Genomic DNA, 19,233 nt, shown 5'->3' with positions numbered 1-19,233 from the left:
ACCAAATCCGCTTTCGCAGACATTCGGAGTTTGCCGACCGGTTCAATAGGGAAGTCGGACCGGACGTTACAGATCATCGAGATCCGTTACGGTAATGATCAAAGCTTGCCCGGGAGTATGCGTAGGTGCAGATGTTTCGTTTTCGCCAATTTTCTTGCCCGACATTTTGGTTTTTAGCGGCATGTTTTTTTTGGCTTTCAGGCTCAGTGAAATTGATTTCCCTTCGGGGTTCTTGAAAAAACTGTCGAAGCGCGAATTGAACAACACCTTATCCTCATCGACTATCACCGAAGACAAGTGCTTTTTGACCAGCTGACCTTTCGAGACACCGAGCCATTCCAATAGCGTGTCGTTAACCTGCTCGACAAAACCGTTCGCACCCACAATGACGATACCCACCGGCAGTTGGTGGAACAGATAGTGGTAGTTGTTTCGTGAGCGGGTGAGTTCTTCCTGAGCGCTAATCAATTCCTGATTCTGCATCTTCAACTCGATCTGATGAATCTGCAGATCGTAAAAAATCCGTTGAATTTCATCCGGGGTGATCTGGCTGATTTCTTCCGGCGTGAAATCAATGATGTTTTCGGTCAGACCTTTAATTTTGTGCAGATATTCCGCCATTGCAACGCTCCTAGTGTAATGAAACACGCTTTCCAGTGTGTGATTGTTCAGGAAGCTTACCAGATTGCCCAAATCTTACAATCGAGCCCGGATAAGAGTGCCGAATCGTCTGATTGTTCCGCGCAGCTCGGTAGGCTGCGATTGGCGGATTGGCTCGGCTACCAGTTTTCACGAAAGCCAATGCGGCGGTGACTGAGATCGGCAGGGCTTATTGAAAAAATAGCGGCCTCGGCCAGGTGAAGCGGGTGCGCCCGGTTACCTTTTACCGAATTTGTAGAATCTTGGTTGACCCTCTCTCTGGCGCGGTCGCAGAAGAATAAAGGGGGATGCTAGAACAATATCTGGATAAGCCTTGGAAATACGGCAAACGCATAGAAGATCTGAAGTCGTAAACGGAAGCGACTAGCCGAGATCTGGCCAAGACTGCGGAAGAGTGCCCACTTGGCAGAATACTCCAGACAAATGGCGGCTGAAGAACGCGATCAGCCATTTATATTTTGATGAGAGCAGACGCGGCCTGCCTGATTTGGCTCGGGCTTTACCAAGAAATGCGGTGAAAGATAGCAGTTGCATAACTGCTATCTTCAATTGCTTAGCGTATCGGAAATCTTAGCTGGCTTGGCCGGCGGCAGTGGCTTCCGGTACTTCAAGCAATCGTCCGGTTTTGACGTCGTAGACGTAGCCGTAAACCGGAATATCGCTCGGCACCAGGGAGTGGGCCTTGATACGTTTGACGTCTTCCAGCACGCTGTCGGCCTGGTTCTTGATGGTCAGCCAATTAATGTACTTACCGTCGGTCGAGCCGGGGCCGTCGCCGCTATCGTGCCAGCCGCTGGCGTCGACGCTGGCGGTTTTCAGGCTGCTGGCCAGCAAATCGCTCATGATGTCGTTGGTAAAGGTTTCCATGCCGCAATCGGTATGGTGAATCACGAACCATTCCTTGGTACCGAGCAATTTATAGGAAATGACCAGGGAGCGGATGGCGTCGTCGCTGGCGCGACCGCCGGCGTTGCGGATCACGTGGGCGTCGCCTTCGGCTAAACCCGCGTATTTGGCCGGGTCCAGGCGGGCATCCATACAGGTCAGGATAGCGAATTGGCGGGCGGGCGGCATCGCCAGGCCGCCTTTATCGAAACTGGACGCGTATTCGCGATTGGCTAGGAGTACTTCGTTGTGAATTTTGCTCATAAAAACCTCGGTGGGTGAAAAAACGTCTGGCCGAAACTGCCGAACCAGACGGTGTAACAACTATCTCCGGGGTAAATTTTAACGAAGCCGGAATATGGTTTAAAGACGCAGAAAAGTTTATAAAATATAAACCTCAGGTTTATAAAAAGCACGGCGATGGATAAATTCAATAATATGCGGGTGTTCTGCCGTATCGTCGAATTGGGCACGTTTTCCGCGGTTGCCAAAGAACTGAAGCTGTCGACGATGATGGTCAGCAAATATATCGCCCAGTTAGAGGCCTCGTTGGGGGTGGTGCTCTTGCATCGCACTACCCGCAGCATGAGTTTGACCAGCGCCGGAGAGGCCTATTACCACCGCAGCAAACAGTTGCTGGAGGATTTGGCCGATCTGGAGTCGTCGACGGCCCAGTTGGGGGAGCGGGTAAAAGGCACCATCAAAATCAGTGCGCCTATCGATTTCGGCGGCATGTATATGGTGCCGGCCATTGAGGCTTACTTAAAAAAATATCCGGAAGTCAAAATTCTGATGTCCTTGGATAACAAGCCGCCCAACTTGCGGGTTGGTAGCGTCGATATCTCGTTACTCGTCACCGACACCCTGGACCCGGGAGTGGTGGCGCGGAAGATCGCCGAAACCGAACTGGGGACTTATGCCTCGCCCGGCTATCTGGCTGAAAAAGGCTGTCCGCAAACCATAGATGAGCTGAGCGGCCATCAATGCTTGCATTATGTCGATACCCCGCACGGCGATTATTGGTTGTTCAACGTCAACGGCGAGCTGAAACGGATCAAATCCGATTGGATGCTGGCTTCCAACAACGGCCGGGCCTTGTGCCAGGCGGCGGCCATGGGGATGGGTATCGTCCAGGCGCCGCGCTTATCGGTCGCGCCGCATTTGCAAAACGGGGAGTTGGTTGAAATTCTGCGTGAATACCGGCGGCCGGAATTGGCTATTTACGCCACTTATCTACAGCGCAGGTTCTACCCGGCCAAGTTGACTACTTTCATCAATTTTCTGTTGGCTTATTTTGGGCAATAGGCTTTATCTGTACTTTTGGACAATGTGGCAACTTGTCGCGTGACAATATGCCGCATTACTAATATAAGGGGTTGCTGATAAAATGCGCGTTATTGCAGAGATGTTCAGTGCAATAACTTCCTCCTCTCAAATCCGGCTTAGAGCCGGATTTTTTTTGCCTGCCGGTTAAGTTTCGGTACGGTTTTTTAGGGATTTTGCGACTCTGCCGCGCAAGCCGGCTATTACTAACAGAACCAGTCCGCTCCATAACAGGCCCGGCATCAGATGGAAATGGCGTTGGTAAAACGTGCTGGCCGGTTGTTTCGAGAACGGCACATGATAGCTGCCGGCCCAGCTCGTATCGAGTGGCGAAAGCGGCAACACCGTACCATCGGCTAGCGACACTGTGGATATGCCGGTGTTGGTGGCTCGCAGCACCGGCCGCCTGAATTCCACGCCGCGCGCCAGCGTCATATATAAATGTTGGTAAGGCTCTTGCCAGCTGCCGTACCAGGAATCGTTGGTGACGTTGACGATGAACTGCGCTCCCAGATCGGCCAGCCCCTTGGAAAATTCCGGGAATAGACTTTCGTAGCAGACTTGCGGCCCCATATCGAAACCGTTCAAGCGCAGCAACAAGGTCGGTCCCGGCCCGCGCCCGAATTGGCTGACCATTGGCAACGCGGTTTTCAGCCAGGGAAACACGTCTGCGAACGGAATGTATTCGCCCAAAGCCAATAAGATGGTTTTGCTGTAGTGCGGCTCGGTGACCGTGCCGGTTTCGTCGATCACAAACAAGGAATTGGTGATGGCATTGTGCTCGTCCTTCGCGTACGCCCCGGTCAGTAAAGCCAATTGCCGGTTGCGCACAAACTGTTGTAACAGATCGGCGTACTGCGATTGGTTGTATTCGCCGCCCAACAGGGCAGGGAAGGCGGTTTCCGACCACATCACGAAGTCGATGTCCGGGTTGTCGGCCAAACCGGCATCGGTGGCCTGAAAATATTGGGTCAAAATTTCCGCGCGATAGCCTTTGCCGTGTTCCATGGACTGTTTTTGCAGGTTGCCGATGTTGGCTTGCACCAGCAGCACGTCCAATGCATCGTCGGCGGCCGGCAACCGGTTTTTCAGCCATAGTCCGCCGGCGTTTAGCCCGGCAAAGCCGAGCACGATCGCGACGGCTGCGGTTTTGCCTGCGCGTTGCCCGCGATGCTGCCAGGCATACAGCACGGCCAAATTGGCGAGTACGGTCAGCATGCTCAAACCGGCGAAACCGACGATTTCCGCCCATTGGTAGAGCGGCAAGCCGGCGCCATACCAGCTATACCCGAAATTCCATTTGAATAGCATCGGCACGTAAAATTCGGCCAAGGCGGTCAGAACCGCCATCAAAGCGAACGATATCCCGCGACTGGCGCCCAGGCTGCGGCGAACGTAGAACCAGGCCAAGCCGGCGATCGGCAGGAACAAATGGCCGAACGCCGCGAAAATCAGCATACCGATCGCGGCCACCAGCCAATTGACGTTGGCGAATTCGTGCAGGGTGTATGTCACCCAGTTGAAGCCGATCATCGTATAGATAAAGCTGGTCAATATCCCGCTTAGCAGGACTGGTCGCAGCCTGTCCTGACTTTGCCAGAATTGCCACAGCGGGACGAAACAGAACAACGAAGCCCAAGGCGGGAAGGGGATGTAGCTGGTACCGATGAAAATGCCGGATAACACCGGCAGCCACCATGGCGATCGAAAAGCCTGCCTCATATCTATGCCGTTTGTCGCTAAAAAGCGTCGATTGTAACCGATAGCCGTTAGCCTTCCCCTCGGTTTGCGGGAAGAGATGCGCTGGCGGGTTGGAACCCGTTCGCCGCTTTTACGTTAACTCGCGGGAAACGTTAATGGCTCGATGGCGGCCGGGCTCATGTAAAAGTAGCCGTCGCCATGGCTGATGACGCGCTGGTAGGGCAGATGGTCCAGCTCGGCCAGATAGACGATGGCGTGGGTTTTGATCAAGCAATAGACAACGTCGCCTTCGCGCAAAGCCATGGTCGCGCAGGCGCCCGGCGTGATCTCCGCCAACAGGGTCCCGCCACAATCGATTTGTACGATCAAGCTTTCGCCGTTCGGAATCAAGGCACAGATGCGGCCTTTGAGTTGGTTCTGGATCGAAATCCCGTCGATATAAGCGCGGGAAAGCGCAATATCGTTAGCGCGGATAGATATCTGGGTTTGGCTGCCGACCTCCAAGTTCGGGCGGAGCGGCAATACCAACGTGGCGCCGGCACTGTCGGCCAGACTGCTACCGCCCTGAAAGTCGTGGTGGCGGACGGTGATCGGTAGAATATTGTCGATCTGGCGGATGCCTAGATAACGCAACGCACCGTGTTGTTTGGCGATGTCGCGCAGCGAACCGCTGCGCATGACTTGGCCGTGTTCGAGCACCACCAGTTGGTCGGTTAGTTCGATGATTTCGGCGACCGACTGGCTGGCGTACAACACCGTTAGGCCGAATTCGTCCAACAATCGCTTCAGTATCGGCAGCAACTGCATCCGATAAGCCTTGCCAATCGTCGCAAAAGTTTCGTCCAACAGCAGCAATTTCGGTGATTTAAACAGGGAGCGGGCCAATGCCACCCGCTGCCGCTCGCCGCCGGATAGGAGTTGCAGCGGATTATCCAGAATTCCGCCCAACTCCAACAGGTCGATCAGGTAATCGAGTTTGAACAAACGGCGTTGTTTTAAGGTACGAAAATAGGTTGCCTGCAGGGTATCGCGCACCGTTTCGGTGCTGTCGGCGCAATCCGTTTGCAGTACCGCTCCGATCGGGCGTTGCTCGCGCGGCATTAAAATGCCTTTCTTGCTGTCGTACAAAATTTTGCCGTTCAAGCTGATATAGCCGCTTTGCGGTTGCAAGGTGCCGGCGATCAGGTTGAGAAGTGTGCTTTTGCCGGCGCCGGACTTGCCCAGCAAACCGACGCTGGCATCGTCTATCGACATCTGCGTAGCCAACTCGAAATGGCCGCGCCGCAGTTTTACATTCACGTCCAACAACATAATCGCCTCAGCCGGAACAGTGCCGGAACTTGATTAACTTTGCACGGCGAGAATAACTGCGCCGGCCTTGAATATCGCCGTGGCCGGTTGACCTACAGTTAGTCCTAGCGTTTCGACGCTGTCGTTAGTCACCGTCGCCGCGACGACCTCGCCGCCGCCGAGTTCGATGTCGACCTCGGAATTGACCGCGCCGGGTTTGACGGCCACCACGGTTCCGGCCAGCTGGTTACGCGCGGAAACTTTATAGCCGCCGAAATCAGTGACGACGATGATCTGCGGGGCTTTCACCAAAGCAATGGCTTCTACCCCGACTTCGATTCCGAGCGTTGCCACCGACTCTTTGGTAATCGACGCGACGATGGTCGCGCCGCCTTTCGAGCTCAGGTATATCTCGGCATTGACGGCGCCGATCAACACTTGTTCGACTTTGCCCCTAAATTGGTTACGTGCGCTGGTTTTCATAATGAGTCCTGGTTTAAAGTTGTTAGCTAAGAGGGGGAGGGCGTCATGGCAACTGCGGTAACGAGTAACCATATTTTTCGATAATTGCTCGCGCGGGAGCGGTTTTAAGGAACTCCAACAAGGCTTTTGCAGCCGGATTATCGCGGCCGTTGTTCAGTAAAACGGCATCTTGCAATATTGGTTTGTAAAGATTGGTCGGAACGATCCAGCCCGAACCGGAGCCGATCTTGCCGTTATCGATAACTTGGGAAAGCGCAACGAATCCCAATTCAGCATTGCCGCTACTGACGAATTGGTATGTTTGGGCAATATTCTCGCCATGTACGAACGTGGGTTGCAGCTTATCTAACAGTCCGAGGTTTGTTAAAGTGTCTATCGCCGCGGCACCGTAAGGTGCCAACTTAGGGTCGGCCAGTGCTATATGTTTAAATCTGCCCGAGTTCAAAACTTGACCTTGGGAATCCACAAAATCCACCGTTGCCGACCACAACACCAACTTGCCTACAGCATAAGTGAACCGGCTGCCGGATATGGCTAGCCCGGATTCCTCGAGTTTCAGCGGGCTCTTGTCGTCAGCGGACAAGAAAACTTCAAATGGTGCGCCATTCTCGAATTGTGCGACAAATTTCCCCGACGACCCGAATGACAATTTCGCCGTGTGCCCGCTGGTTTTTTCGAATACTTGGGCAATTTCGTTCATTGGTTTGGTGAAGTTTGCCGCAACCGCTACTAAAGCCGTTTCGGCCTGTGCGGTTGTGTTGATAACCAATAGAGCAGCTAACGTCGTAAGTCTGCTATTTACAGAAAAAAACATGTCAAATCTCCTTATTCCCGAACACTGTTTTGTAGTGTATACCGTTATATACAATTGTAAATAACGAAAGATTGGTCTCCTGTTCGAATGACAATACCGTAGAAGCTTTTGCAAAGACGAGAATTAACTACATCCTGTGTGATGCTACGTAAATTCCACTATATACAGGAAGGCGGAGTGGCGAGATTAAATGAACTGTTGATAACTTGTTTCTTAACCCAAAACAATCAAACGAGGGTCAATTCAGCTTACCAAGTCCGCTGCTCAATAGGCTTTCGGCAGTTCTCACTACGAGGCTTGCTGGTAACTCCAAATTATTTTACATAATATACATTATGCGAAATATTATCCCGATGTGGCACGCCTCTGCAATGCTCGTCGAACATGTAAATTTGCCGTATTGATTTGTTGATATGCTATAGTGCTTATTAATGAGAACAATTATTAATTAGCCTGCATGCAGACAAATTTTAAAGCGCTGGCGGCTGGCGATACTGGCCGCATCTTAGGGTTTGACCAATCCGGCGGAGTTTATCGGAAAAAACTGTTGGCAATGGGTTTGACTCCGGGAACTGAATTTACCGTGACGCGTTTCGCGCCTATGGGCGATCCGGTCGAGATTAAGATTCGCGGCTTTTCCTTGTCGCTCCGCAAAAACGAAGCGTCGGTGTTACTCGTAGAAAAAGTATGAAAGACGCCGTTTATACCGTTGGTGTTGTCGGTAACCCCAATTGCGGCAAAACCACGTTGTTCAACGCTCTGACCGGCTCCAAACAACACGTTGGCAATTGGCCCGGTGTCACGGTAGAACAAAAAACCGGTGAGTATAGATATAAAGGAAAGCAGATCGACGTTGTCGATTTGCCTGGCACTTATTCGCTGGAAGCCGATGACGACAGCATTTCGCTGGACGAAAAAGTCGCGCGCGATTACGTTGCCTCGCGCCAAGCCGATTTAATCATCAACATCGTCGATGCATCCAACATCGAACGCAATCTCTACCTGACCTCGCAATTGCTCGAGATGCGGGTGCCGATGATTTTGGTTCTGAACATGATGGATGCCGTAAAAAAGCGCGGCATCCGCATTGATACCGAATTGTTGGCCAAACATCTCGGTTGCCCGGTGGTGCCGGTAACCGCGGCGACCGGCCAAGGCATCAAGGACTTGCTGGAAATCATCAGCAAAGCCTGCGCCGAGAAGCCGGTTCCTCAGCTTCAAGTCGCTTATCAAACGGAGATCGAAGCGGCCGTCGAGGAGTTGAAACCGCTATTGTCAGATATCTCCGGTCGCAACCGTTGCGATAGCCGCTGGCTGGCCTTGCGGCTGCTGGAAAACGATACCTTGGCCAAGCAGATGGCCGGGCCGGAACTCACCGAAACGGTCAAGCGCCTGCGGGGCCAAATCGAAGATCAGACAGGCGACGAAATCGACATCCTGGCCGCCGACGCCCGCTACGGTCTGGTTAACCGGCTGGTGCAGGCCTCGGTATGTAAATTAAACGAAGTCTCGCGCAATACCACCGACAAAATCGACGCCATCGTGCTGAACCGGTTTTTGGGCATCCCGATATTTCTGCTGGTGATGTACGCCATGTTCATGTTTACGATCAACGTTGGCAGCGCATTCGTGGACTTTTTCGACAAAGCCGTGGGTGCGTTATTGGTAGACGGCCTTAGTGTATGGCTGACGGCAATGAACTGGCCGGATTGGCTGGTAGTTTTAACCAGTAGCGGTATCGGCGGCGGTGTTCAGGTCGTGTCCACTTTCATTCCGATCGTTGGCTTTTTATTCATCTTCCTGTCCATGTTGGAAGACTCGGGATACATGTCGCGCGCCGCTTTCGTAATGGACCGCTTCATGTGCATGATCGGCCTGCCGGGCAAATCCTTCGTACCCATGATCGTTGGTTTCGGTTGCAACGTCCCCGCCATCATCGCCACTCGCACTCTGGACAACCAGCGCGACCGGATATTGACCAACATGATGAATCCGTTCATGTCCTGCGGCGCCCGCCTCCCGGTCTACGCCTTGTTCGCCGCCGCCTTCTTTCCGGTTGGCGGCCAAAATCTGGTGTTCGGTCTGTATCTGTTCGGTATCGTCGTTGCGGTTTTGACCGGACTGATCATGCGTTACACCCTGTTGCGCGGCTCCCCTACTCCTTTTTTGATGGAATTGCCCGCCTACCACTTACCGACGCTACGCGGGGTTTACACCAAGACCTGGGAGCGCCTGAAAACCTTCATCGTCAACGCCGGCAAAGTCATCGTGCCGATGGTGCTAGTATTGAACGTGCTGAATTCGGTCGGAGTCGACGGCAGCTTCGGCCAGGAAAACAGCGACAAATCGGTGCTCAGCGAAATCGGCCGGCAATTGACTCCGGCATTTCAACCGATGGGCATCGCTCGGGACAACTGGCCGGCTACGGTAGGCGTTTTTACCGGCGTACTGGCTAAAGAGGCCGTGGTGGGTACGCTGGATGCGCTTTACAGCCAGATGGCGGCCAGCGACGCTGATGTCGAGGATAAAAGTTTCGATTTGGCTGCAGCCTTATCGGAAGCCTGTCAAACCGTGCCGGACAATCTGATCGCGATCGCCGACAAATTACTCGATCCGCTGGGTATCGGCATTGCCAATGTCGCTGACCAAGCCAGTGCTGCCGAAAAACAACAAGTTAAATTGGATACGTTTGCCGTGATGCAGGCACATTTCGACGGCCGGGTCGGCGCATTTGCCTATCTGCTGTTTATTCTGCTCTACGCGCCATGCGTGGCCGCCACCGCTGCCATCTACAAGGAAACCAGCGGCGGCTGGGCTCTGTTCGTGGTGTGTTGGACCACGTTCGTCGCTTACCTGACGGCGACGCTGTTCTATCAAGGCATGACCTTCAGTCAGCACCCGCAAACGGCAATAGGCTGGATTTTCGGTTTGACGCTGTTGTTTGCCGGCGTGCTGCTGGTGTTGCGCTTTTACGGCGCCCGTCAAATCCGTGGAGTAACGCCATGATATTGTCTGACTTGCGCGGCTATTTGCAGGACAAGCGCCGGGCTACGCTGCACGATTTGGTCCTGCATTTTCACATGGACGCCGACGCCTTGAGAGGCATGCTCGGCAAATGGATCAGCAAAGGTAAGGTCAAGCAAACTGCGGCCGGCAGCGCTTGCGGCAGCGGCGGTTGTTGCAAATGCGATCCGCTGCTGACCGAAATTTACGAATGGGTGGATTGAGGTGTTAGCGGGAAATTGTCCCGCTAACCGGACAGTTACTTGCTCTCTGCAAGCCAGCCCTGCAAAGCTTCAATTAATTCCTGAGCCTGCTTTTCGCTGGAAATATTGAACTTGGATTTTTGTTGGTATTCGCCGTTGCGTTTTTGGTAACGGCGGATGCTGAAACGGTCCTGGCTGTATTGATTTTTGGCCGGTTCCCAGTCCTGATAACGGAAAATCACAGTGGCCCAGGCGCCTTTGCTCAGGATCTTCTTGTCCAATTCCTTGACGGTCTCGACGCCGCCATCTTCGTAACGAATAGTTAAATCTTCGACGTTTTCAGTCATAAAGTTCTCAACGAGTTTTAAAGCCGGCGCGCAGTCTACCACCGCAATGGTGCCGCCTGCAAAATACCGTCGGCTCTCAATGCGTAATGAACTCGCCGAAAGCGCGACTGCCCTCCCCCGTATTGATGGTATCTACCACTTGCAGGGTTTTGGCGTCGATGACCGAGACATTGTTATCGAACCAATTGGCGACATAAATATGCCTGTCGTCCGGGTGCGCGCTAATGCCTTCCGGCTTGTCGCCGACCGGAATCACCGCAACTTGTTTCAAGGTCGCGGTATCGACGACCGAGACGGTGCTGTCGTCCTGATTAGTCACGAACAACAAACCGTCGCTATTGGCCAGCGCCACAGCGTAAGGTCGGGCGCCAACTTTAACTGTGGCCAGCCGTTTCAGGCTGCGTGCGTCCAACACGGTAACATCGTCGCTTTCCACATTGGCCGAATACAAGCGCTTGCCTTGGCTATCCACTGCAATCCCGAACGGATGAGCGCCGACTTTGGTGGTGTTGCGGATGGTCAGTTTGCGCAAATCGATTTGGGAAATGGAATCGTCTATCCGGTTGGCGACGTACAGCCAGCGGTTGTCGGGGCTGACGGTCATGCCCGACGGCGATTTACCCACAGTAATGGTTTTTAACGGGCTGAAATCCTTGCTATCGAACACGGCCACCGAATTTTCATACCAATCGGCAACAAAAATTTGCTGGCCCTTGCGGTCAGTTGTGATGCCCAACGACGCGCCACCGACTTTGACATTTCGCAACTTGGTCAGTTTGTCGCCGTCCAGCACGGCAAAGCCACCGCCCTCCGGCGTGCTGACGTAAATTTGTTTCAATAGCGGGTTTATCGCCACGCCGGCCGGTTTGCCTTCGACTTTGATCGTTTCGATGACGCTACGGTTTTGGGTATCGATCACCGAGACCGAATTATCCAGTTGATTGGTGATAAAGGCACGCGGATTGGCGTGAACCGGCATCGCGGCGATAGCAAATAAGCAAACAGCCTTAAACCTGAATCTGGACATGAACAAAATGGGGGCGGGAGGAAAATGGTTCCCGGCTCAAGGCCGGGAACGGGGATAAAGCCGATTAACGCTTGATATCGATTTCGACGTGTGCAGCCGCGGAGCCAGCTTTTTTGGACAAGGCTTCCAGGCCGGTTTTCAACACGTTGCTGACCGCTTTGTCTGCGGCTTCTTCGTTCAATTCCGCCGGCGGGTTGTTGTTGACGTAAGCGCGGTAGTAAGTGGCAACCCACTCGACTTCGGTCTTGCCGCCTTTGTCAGTGACTTGCAATTCGGCCGCATAGTTACCAACCGGCAATACCGGCAACGGCTCGTCCTGGCCGGCATGTTTGATGGTGCCGGTGTTGCTCATTTCGGTGATTTTGTATTTGTAGCTCATTTTGGCGGCATCGTAGGCTTTCAATTCCTCGGTGATGGTACCGCCGTTAGCCAAAGTCAGCGTGCGCACCGCGCCTTTGTCGTTGCTGCCGCTACCTTTCACGCTTTTGATGCTCGGATGCCAGGACATGTCGTCGTAGTTTTTGATCAAATCCCATACTTTTGCCGCGGGTGCGTCGACGGTCACGGTAGCGGTCATTTTCGCTCTGACGGGGCCGTGCGCATTGGCTAAGCCGGCGAACATCAGCAAAACGGATGAAACGAGTAGCGAGGTTTTTTTCATAACACTTTCCTATGAAGGTCACATAAAATGGAGCGGGCGATTATAGAATAATTTTCCGCCGCCAGTATCCGCAAAAGCGCGTTTGCGGAAATTTTCCCGGCCGCCCTCCTCCCGGTTCCACTCATGAGTTCAACCACATTTTTCTGGCACGACTACGAAACTTTCGGCGCCGATCCGCAACGCGACCGGCCGTGCCAATTTGCCGGAGTCCGCACCGATACCGACTTCAACCTCGTCGGCGATCCGATCATGCTTTACTGTCGGCCGGCCGACGATTATTTGCCGCATCCGGAAGCCTGCCTGATCACCGGCATCACGCCACAACTGGCGGCGGCGCAGGGTGTCTGCGAGGCGGCATTCGCCGAAACGATTCACGACGCCCTGTCTCAGCCCGGCACCTGCGGCGTCGGCTACAACAGTATCCGCTTCGACGACGAAGTCACCCGCAATCTGCTTTACCGCAACTTCTTCGATCCCTACTCCAGAGAGTGGCAAAACGGTAACTCGCGCTGGGATTTGATCGACGTGGTCCGCGCCGCCAGAGCCTTGCGCCCGGAAGGCATCGAGTGGCCGGACAAGGAAGACGGCCTGCCCAGTTTTCGTTTGGAAGACCTGACCCAAGCCAACGGCTTGTTGCACGACGCCGCGCACGATGCCTTGTCGGACGTGTACGCGACGATCGCGATTGCAAAGCTGGTCAAACAAAAGCAGCCCAAACTGTTCGATTACCTGATCAACCACCGCCATAAAAGCCAAGTGTCGACTCTGCTGCGGCTCGGCAGTTTTACGCCGTTGGTACATATTTCCGGCCGCTTGCCGTCGCGCAACCACTGCCTGGCCGTGGTATTGCCGCTGGCGCAGCATCCGACCAATAGCAACGAAGTCATCGTTTACGACCTTGCCGCCGATCCGGAACCGTTATTGGCGCTATCCGCGGAAGAGATCAAACAGCGCCTGTTTGTGGCTAACACGGACTTGCCGGAGGGAACGGTGCGGATTCCGTTGAAAACTGTCCACATCAACAAATGTCCGGTGTTGGCGCCGATCTCCGTGCTGAAACCGGCCGACCGGGAGCGCTTGCAACTGGATTTGGCCGTGCATGATCGGCACCTAAAACAAATTCAGGCAGCACCGGCTCTGGACGCCAAGTTAACCGAGGTGTTCGGCCGCCGCAACGACGACACGAAACCCAGCGATCCGGATTTGATGATCTATAGCGGCGGCTTTTTCAGCCAGCGCGACAAGTCTCTGTGCCAACGGCTGCGACAAGCCGCCCCCGCGAGCTTGGCCGATTTCGAATCCGAATTCGAAGACTTGCGTCTGCCGGAAATGCTGTTTCGCTACCGCGCCAGAAATTACCCGGACAAATTGACCCAGGAAGAGCGCCGGCAATGGTCGGCGTTTTGCCGCGACCGGCTGGAACGGGAAAGCGCCGGTTACATGGGCTTGGCGCAGTTCCGGGAAAAAATCAACGCCTTGCGCGCCGATAGTGGCCAGAATCACACGCTACTGGACGCTCTGGAAAATTATGCCGACCAGTTGGCCGCAAAACACCATGTTTGATGCCGGCTTATACCGTATAATGCCGACCATTTGAGTAAATTTCGACCGAGGAATCATGAGCATCAAACTGTCCGACCGAGTTAAAGCGGTTAAACCCTCCCCTACCCTGGCCATCACCGCCAGAGCCGCCGCGATGCGCGCTGCCGGTAAGGACATTATCGGCCTGGGCGCCGGCGAACCCGATTTCGATACGCCGGACCACATCAAAAACGCCGCAATCCAGGCCATTAACTCCGGATTTACCAAATATACCGCCGTGGACGGTACCGCCGGCCTGAAAAAAGCCATTATTGCCAAATTCAAACGCGACAACGGCCTGGAATACCAAGCCAAACAAATCTTGGTATCTTGCGGCGGCAAACAGAGCTTCTTCAACCTCGCGCAAGCCCTGCTCAATCCCGGCGACGAAGTCATCATTCCGGCGCCGTATTGGGTCTCGTATCCGGATATGGTGTTACTGGCGGACGGCGTACCAGTGATTATTGAAACCGGCCAAAGCCAGGGTTTCAAAATCACGCCGGCACAATTGCGCGCGGCGATCACCCCGAAAACCCGCTTGCTGGTGATCAACAGCCCTTCCAACCCGACCGGCGCGGCATACAGCTTGGATGAATTAAAAGCCTTGGGCGACGTATTGCGCGACTATCCCGAGATTTTGATCGCCACCGACGACATGTATGAGTTGATCCTGTGGAACAAAGGCCAATTCGTCAACATACTCAACGCCCACCCGGACTTTTACGACCGCACCATCGTTTTAAACGGCGTCTCCAAAGCCTATTCCATGACCGGCTGGCGCATCGGCTATGCCGCTGGCCCAGCCGATTTGATCGACGCGATGTGCATCATCCAGTCGCAAAGCACCTCCAACCCGACCTCGATTTCGCAAGTCGCCGCCGAAGAAGCCTTGAACGGCGACCAAGGCTGCATCGATACCATGATGGTCGAATTCAAGAAACGCCACGATTATGTCGTCGCCGAATTAAACAGCATCGACGGCATTGAATGCTTGCCGACCGACGGCACCTTTTACGTATTCCCCAACGTCGAAAAGCTGTTGGCACGTCTGGACGGCATCAACGACGACCTGGAGTTTGCCGAATTTTTGATCGAAAAAGCCGGCGTCGCCCTCGTGCCAGGCTCTGCGTTTGGCTGCCCCGGCCACATCCGGATTTCCATCGCCACCAGCATGGCCAATCTGGAAAACGCACTGGCCCGGATCAAACAAGCAATTTAAGCCGATACCGCATCGGTCGCCGGGCGTGCCAAGTTTCGATTGACAATTCCCGGCATTGCTTTAGAATTCGCGGCCTTCCAACACATGTTCGGAAAGCCTCGGTGGCGAAATAGGTAGACGCACGAGACTTAAAATCTCGCGACCGAAAGGTCGTACCGGTTCGATTCCGGTCTGAGGCACCAAATCCAAGAACCCGCAAGCTGTAAAGGCTTAGCGGGTTTTTTGTTGCGCCGCGATTTCCTCGGTATAGCCCAACAAGTTACCCCAAGTTCTTTTCTTGCCAGGGTCCACCAACCGTTGCCAATCACTTTGCGGTAGCGATTATCGATGGTCTACACTTCGCTTCATCTAACTAGAGAACTACAGCGATGAGTGACGAGAAATACCTTTCCACCACCCAATTCGCCAAGCTGCGAGGGGTAACGCAGGAACAAATGTTCGGGCAACTGAGCACTTTGGGTTTGATCGAAAAACAAGACGACAAGTGGCAACTGACCAACGCCGGGGTTGCCGCCGGCGGCGTTTATCTGACCGGGAAATACGGCCAATACGTGGCCTGGCCGGAAGACTTTCAGTTACCCAACATACCGAGCAAACCGGATGCGCCAAAATTGCTGACCGCCACCGTGCTGGGGCAGCAATTCGAGCTCCCGGCCAATAAAATGAATTACATCCTGTCGGAACTGGGCTGGATCAAAAAAGGCTTGAAAGGCTGGCTGGTCACCGAGCAAGGCTTGGCGATGGGAGCCGAACAAGGCGAAGACAGCCGCTCCGGCATTCCTTACGTGCGCTGGCCGGAAAAAATAGTTCGCAACCGCGCGCTGAAAGACAACGTCGATAACATCAAGGGCGTCGACAAACCCAAAACCGACGCCGACAAAATGGACAGCTTCCGCCACAAATTCGAAGCCACCCACCGCACCACCGACGGCCACTTCGTCCGCTCCAAGGCGGAAATGTTGATCGACAACTGGCTGTACATGGCCGAAATCGTCCACGCCTACGAACGCAAACTGCCGATCGAAGAGGAAATGTACTGCGCTTTTACATCCCCACCGGTAAGGTCTATATCGAATTCTGGGGCTATGAAAACGACGCCAAATACCAGGCCCGAAAACAGGAAAAACTCGCAATTTATCAGAAGTATAATTTCAATCTGATTGAGTTGACCGATAAGGATGTGCTGAATCTGGATGATATTTTGCCGAGGATGTTGTTGCGGTTTGGGGTGCAAGCGTATTGATTGATTGGAAAAAGTGGACTGATGTTGGTCTCGCAGCCTTAATAAAGGGTAAGCGGAATCAAGGGCGACTATTTGCATTTTATTGTCTTTCGTGATTTCCTATTTAGCATCACGTTTTACTTGCTTATAATTGTTTAACTTATCAATAGTCTCGGAGCCATACTTTATTATCATGCGCCTATAAAAATCTCCTTCAATATAATTTACAAAAGACATTAGCCCCTTTAACTTTTCAATTTCAGTTGGATCGAGTTTTTCACATTTGAAATGATGTATCATTGCTGAAATCAGTCTTTTTCGATCCCTGCCTACAGATAGCTTTTCATCGTTTGTTAAAGTAACGCCGGTCACATGTCTGTTATGAGCTTTTGAGGAAAAAACTGTTTTTCTTTTATTTATTTTGATTTTACCGTTAGTTTCTATATCTAAATAATATTTAACAATTTCTGGAATCTCAAATAAAGAATTTTTAATGTTAGAAGAAAAAGTTAGGTCATCCGCATACCTGGTATAATTTATATTTTTCTCTGCACAAAATCTCTTGATATTTTTGTCAAACCCAAATAATACAAAGTTAGATATAAGTGGCGAGCTTGGAGCCCCTATACTTAAAAATAAGCCACTTTTCCTGGAGGCTTTGCAAAAAATAAAGTTCTTTAACAAAATTGAATCAATTTCATTTATTTCCAGCCCTGCCTTATCAAGCATTGTAAAGAAAAAATCCGGCGTTATGCTGGGAAAAAAATCCTCAAAGTCCATTTTAAGAAAATATTTAGTGCTAGCATGAACCTCGGCATTGTCTTTTATGTTAAGCCCATGTTTATATGCATAGGCGCAATCATGAATTGGTAGTTTTTCACGTAAGTAATCATTCAATACTCTCTGAATAAACTTTAATTCCTTTGATGGGTGCGATATGGTTCTTTTCTGATCCGAATTCCTTTTTGGAATTTTATATGTTTTATAACGATGCGGTGATGTCAGACAAAACTTGATAATCTCTGGCTTACTCATGCAGAGTGTGTTGCACAAATATTGGAGTACATTCATTGTGAAACACCGTTCAAAGATTCCAAGATCAATTTTCGAGCGGTTGCCCTCTTTATGTCACTCGAGTCTCTTGATAAAACATATGACTGAGCTATGCTCATTCTTATTTTATTAGCATCAACCACATTATTACCTGATTTAGCGGAAAACCTTGCTACCTGCTCATCTATATTTTTCGGAAAATAATATTTATTTTTGCTATAAAACTGCTTTTCAATTAAATTAAATCTTGATAATAAGTACAAGTGCCTTGAAATTTCGCTTTCAGGCATAGATATGTTTAATGCTTCTAGCGCAAGCTCAATCTCACTAATTAGAATTGGAAAGCATAATCTAACCACTTCAAGTATCAAGAGCGATCTGTGGCCACTATTTTCATTTTCAAATCTTACGGACTTTTCCTTTGAAATCGAAAATAACTTTCCTTCAACATGGCTTAGCAAGTCTGATAAAATATTGTCATCAAAATTCAGAACTTTAGAATCTGGCCATGGATAGACGACAACAGACGAATTATCCTTTCGCCTTATGTTTTCGAGTGGCCCTAGAAAAATAAATGAATCTTCTTCTTGCACCTCTTTTTGAGGCGCAACAATAATCAATTTTTTGTAAAAATAAGGTTTGCTACAGAACATACCAAGCTCTACAAGAGAGCCTGGACTTTCAAGAAAAATAATAACTAAGGTTGATAGATTTGCAATCTCATCCTCGAATACCAATAAGTCTGAGTAATTATTTTCTTTGAAGTAGTCTTTGAATCTTTCTGCAAGAATTATGGACTGAGATAAGATGTTATTCTTTTTTGATATGTAACTAACAAATCTATCTCTGAAACTTGGTGGAATTGCTATCTTGGCATCAACAAGGCCGCCACATAAGAATATGTGTTGCCTCGATAAAAGAATTGATAATTTTTTCGGATCTAGCTTTTCGAATTCTAAAATTAATTTATCTTCAAATTCTTTGCTCACAAAATACGATCCGTCAATCATAATAAAAACGGGCTTTAACAGCCCGTTTTGATACTCTTTACATTTAAGGGGGCGTTAGAAAATTTTCTAGCGATCCGGAGGACACGGAGGAGCGGTAGAAAATTTTCTAACGCAACCTAAATGTCAACAATAAGTTAGTGTCTGGCGAAACGCCAGACAAGACTATTAATAGGGAACATAGTCAAAACGCTAAAGAGCGGCACAAGTTTATGCCACAATCAATTAAAACTCAAATTACATGTACCCTACACACCCTGTGTCTTATGTTTACTTCTAATCTGAATTTCCATCGTTCCCACGCTCCACGTGGGAGCGCCGCCCCGGACGCTCCAACGTCCATCACCAAACATCTATCTCCACCAACCCTGCCAAGCCTTGATAGTTGGCGGCACCGGAATAACGCCAATGCTGCGGTAAGTTCACGTAACCGCGTTTAACCGGCTTGGCACCGCATCAGGCTGAGACAGGCTCAGCCCGGACGAAATATCAATATCGGCACGCCCTCTTTTCAGAACGGGTACTCGCGATCCCGTTTATGCCGGGCTTTGGCAAAATGCAGACGTTGCAGCAAGCGTTGCCCTGTTTCTTGTTAACGCCATGCGCCCGAAGAGGGCTTACTTTGCTTGGGGCGAACGGTATTTAAGGGCCGGGTTAACCGATTCCAAAACCCGCAAGAAGCGCTGCGGGTTTTGGCTTGTCCTACTTTCGCCAAAAAAACTGCTGACATACTCGCAAACCGGCTACATCGGCA

The 19,233-nt window shown here is 51.5% G+C and carries 19 protein-coding genes and 1 tRNA gene; 9 read left to right on the top strand and 11 right to left on the bottom strand.

Features of this window, described 5'->3' with window-relative positions; all coding sequences use genetic code 11:
* Positions 1 to 66: 66 nt before the first annotated feature.
* Positions 67 to 621, bottom strand: coding sequence for a PAS domain-containing protein (locus PL263_RS05395; RefSeq protein WP_278212041.1), 555 nt, complete (start codon positions 619 to 621; stop codon positions 67 to 69).
* A 609-nt stretch (positions 622 to 1,230) separates the two neighbouring features.
* Entirely contained in the window at positions 1,231 to 1,809 is a 579-nt protein-coding gene (locus PL263_RS05390; protein WP_140913977.1) for a carbonic anhydrase, read from the bottom strand.
* 14 nt (positions 1,810 to 1,823) lie between these two features.
* Here PL263_RS05390 and PL263_RS05385 point away from each other — a divergent pair, with 14 nt between their 5' ends.
* The gene (locus tag PL263_RS05385; protein ID WP_278212040.1) at positions 1,824 to 1,973 is read left to right on the top strand and encodes a hypothetical protein; all 150 of its coding nucleotides are present in this window, start codon (positions 1,824 to 1,826) and stop codon (positions 1,971 to 1,973) included.
* Positions 1,966 to 2,850, top strand: a complete 885-nt coding sequence (locus PL263_RS05380) for a LysR family transcriptional regulator (protein ID WP_140913976.1) — start codon at positions 1,966 to 1,968, stop codon at positions 2,848 to 2,850. The genes PL263_RS05385 and PL263_RS05380 overlap by 8 nt, the downstream gene beginning before the upstream one ends.
* 165 nt (positions 2,851 to 3,015) lie before the next feature.
* On the opposite strand, the gene lnt is transcribed toward PL263_RS05380, so the two are convergent.
* From lnt to modA, 4 genes are all read right to left on the bottom strand, one after another.
* Positions 3,016 to 4,590, bottom strand: a complete 1,575-nt coding sequence (gene lnt, locus PL263_RS05375) for an apolipoprotein N-acyltransferase (protein ID WP_278212039.1) — start codon at positions 4,588 to 4,590, stop codon at positions 3,016 to 3,018.
* Between the two features lie 114 nt (positions 4,591 to 4,704).
* Positions 4,705 to 5,880: an ATP-binding cassette domain-containing protein gene (locus PL263_RS05370; protein ID WP_278212038.1), complete on the bottom strand. Its 1,176-nt coding sequence runs from the start codon at positions 5,878 to 5,880 to the stop codon at positions 4,705 to 4,707.
* A gap of 33 nt (positions 5,881 to 5,913) precedes the next feature.
* Entirely contained in the window at positions 5,914 to 6,342 is a 429-nt protein-coding gene (locus PL263_RS05365; RefSeq protein ID WP_278212037.1) for a TOBE domain-containing protein, read from the bottom strand.
* 43 nt (positions 6,343 to 6,385) lie between these two features.
* Positions 6,386 to 7,156 carry a molybdate ABC transporter substrate-binding protein gene (gene modA, locus PL263_RS05360; protein ID WP_278212036.1) on the bottom strand — a complete coding sequence of 257 codons (771 nt, stop codon included), beginning with the start codon at positions 7,154 to 7,156 and terminating at the stop codon, positions 6,386 to 6,388.
* Between the two features lie 457 nt (positions 7,157 to 7,613).
* On the opposite strand from modA, the gene PL263_RS05355 reads away from it, so the two are divergent.
* Genes PL263_RS05355 through PL263_RS05345 form a run of 3 tightly spaced genes read left to right on the top strand, consistent with a single transcriptional unit; the run spans position 7,614 to position 10,383 of the window.
* Positions 7,614 to 7,847, top strand: coding sequence for a FeoA family protein (locus tag PL263_RS05355; RefSeq protein ID WP_140914294.1), 234 nt, complete (start codon positions 7,614 to 7,616; stop codon positions 7,845 to 7,847).
* On the top strand, positions 7,844 to 10,162 hold the full coding sequence (feoB, locus tag PL263_RS05350) for a Fe(2+) transporter permease subunit FeoB (protein WP_278212035.1): 2,319 nt from the start codon (positions 7,844 to 7,846) through the stop codon (positions 10,160 to 10,162). Before PL263_RS05355 ends, feoB begins: the two co-directional genes overlap by 4 nt.
* Complete coding sequence (locus PL263_RS05345; protein ID WP_140914292.1) at positions 10,159 to 10,383, top strand: FeoC-like transcriptional regulator; 225 nt, start codon at positions 10,159 to 10,161, stop codon at positions 10,381 to 10,383. Before feoB ends, PL263_RS05345 begins: the two co-directional genes overlap by 4 nt.
* A 35-nt stretch (positions 10,384 to 10,418) precedes the next feature.
* On the opposite strand, the gene PL263_RS05340 is transcribed toward PL263_RS05345, so the two are convergent.
* The 3 genes from PL263_RS05340 to PL263_RS05330 all read right to left on the bottom strand — a co-directional run bounded on the left by PL263_RS05340 (position 10,419) and on the right by PL263_RS05330 (position 12,397).
* Positions 10,419 to 10,709, bottom strand: coding sequence for a hypothetical protein (locus PL263_RS05340; protein ID WP_140914291.1), 291 nt, complete (start codon positions 10,707 to 10,709; stop codon positions 10,419 to 10,421).
* Positions 10,710 to 10,785: 76 nt separating this feature from the next.
* Positions 10,786 to 11,736 (bottom strand): YncE family protein, encoded by a 951-nt coding sequence (locus PL263_RS05335; RefSeq protein WP_278212034.1) that lies wholly within the window; start codon positions 11,734 to 11,736, stop codon positions 10,786 to 10,788.
* A 64-nt stretch (positions 11,737 to 11,800) separates the two neighbouring features.
* Positions 11,801 to 12,397, bottom strand: a complete 597-nt coding sequence (locus PL263_RS05330) for an SRPBCC family protein (protein WP_140914289.1) — start codon at positions 12,395 to 12,397, stop codon at positions 11,801 to 11,803.
* Between the two features lie 123 nt (positions 12,398 to 12,520).
* On the opposite strand from PL263_RS05330, the gene sbcB reads away from it, so the two are divergent.
* The 4 genes from sbcB to PL263_RS05310 all read left to right on the top strand — a co-directional run bounded on the left by sbcB (position 12,521) and on the right by PL263_RS05310 (position 16,357).
* Positions 12,521 to 13,960: an exodeoxyribonuclease I gene (sbcB, locus tag PL263_RS05325; protein ID WP_278212033.1), complete on the top strand. Its 1,440-nt coding sequence runs from the start codon at positions 12,521 to 12,523 to the stop codon at positions 13,958 to 13,960.
* A gap of 55 nt (positions 13,961 to 14,015) precedes the next feature.
* Positions 14,016 to 15,197: a pyridoxal phosphate-dependent aminotransferase gene (locus PL263_RS05320; RefSeq protein ID WP_278212032.1), complete on the top strand. Its 1,182-nt coding sequence runs from the start codon at positions 14,016 to 14,018 to the stop codon at positions 15,195 to 15,197.
* Between the two features lie 95 nt (positions 15,198 to 15,292).
* Positions 15,293 to 15,379: transfer RNA gene (locus PL263_RS05315), tRNA-Leu, on the top strand.
* 186 nt (positions 15,380 to 15,565) lie between these two features.
* The gene (locus PL263_RS05310; protein WP_278212031.1) at positions 15,566 to 16,357 is read left to right on the top strand and encodes a glycerol kinase; all 792 of its coding nucleotides are present in this window, start codon (positions 15,566 to 15,568) and stop codon (positions 16,355 to 16,357) included.
* A gap of 182 nt (positions 16,358 to 16,539) precedes the next feature.
* On the opposite strand, the gene PL263_RS05305 is transcribed toward PL263_RS05310, so the two are convergent.
* A complete protein-coding gene (locus tag PL263_RS05305; RefSeq protein ID WP_278212029.1) occupies positions 16,540 to 17,454 on the bottom strand; it encodes a retron St85 family RNA-directed DNA polymerase in 915 nt (304 codons plus the stop codon).
* 32 nt (positions 17,455 to 17,486) lie between these two features.
* Positions 17,487 to 18,461 carry a retron St85 family effector protein gene (locus tag PL263_RS05300; RefSeq protein WP_278212028.1) on the bottom strand — a complete coding sequence of 325 codons (975 nt, stop codon included), beginning with the start codon at positions 18,459 to 18,461 and terminating at the stop codon, positions 17,487 to 17,489.
* Between the last annotated feature and the right edge of the window lie 772 nt (positions 18,462 to 19,233).

This window comes from Methylomonas sp. EFPC3 (assembly GCF_029643245.1).
Taxonomy (GTDB): Bacteria; Pseudomonadota; Gammaproteobacteria; order Methylococcales; family Methylomonadaceae; genus Methylomonas; species Methylomonas koyamae_B.
This window is presented reverse-complemented; position numbering and strand designations above follow the sequence as displayed.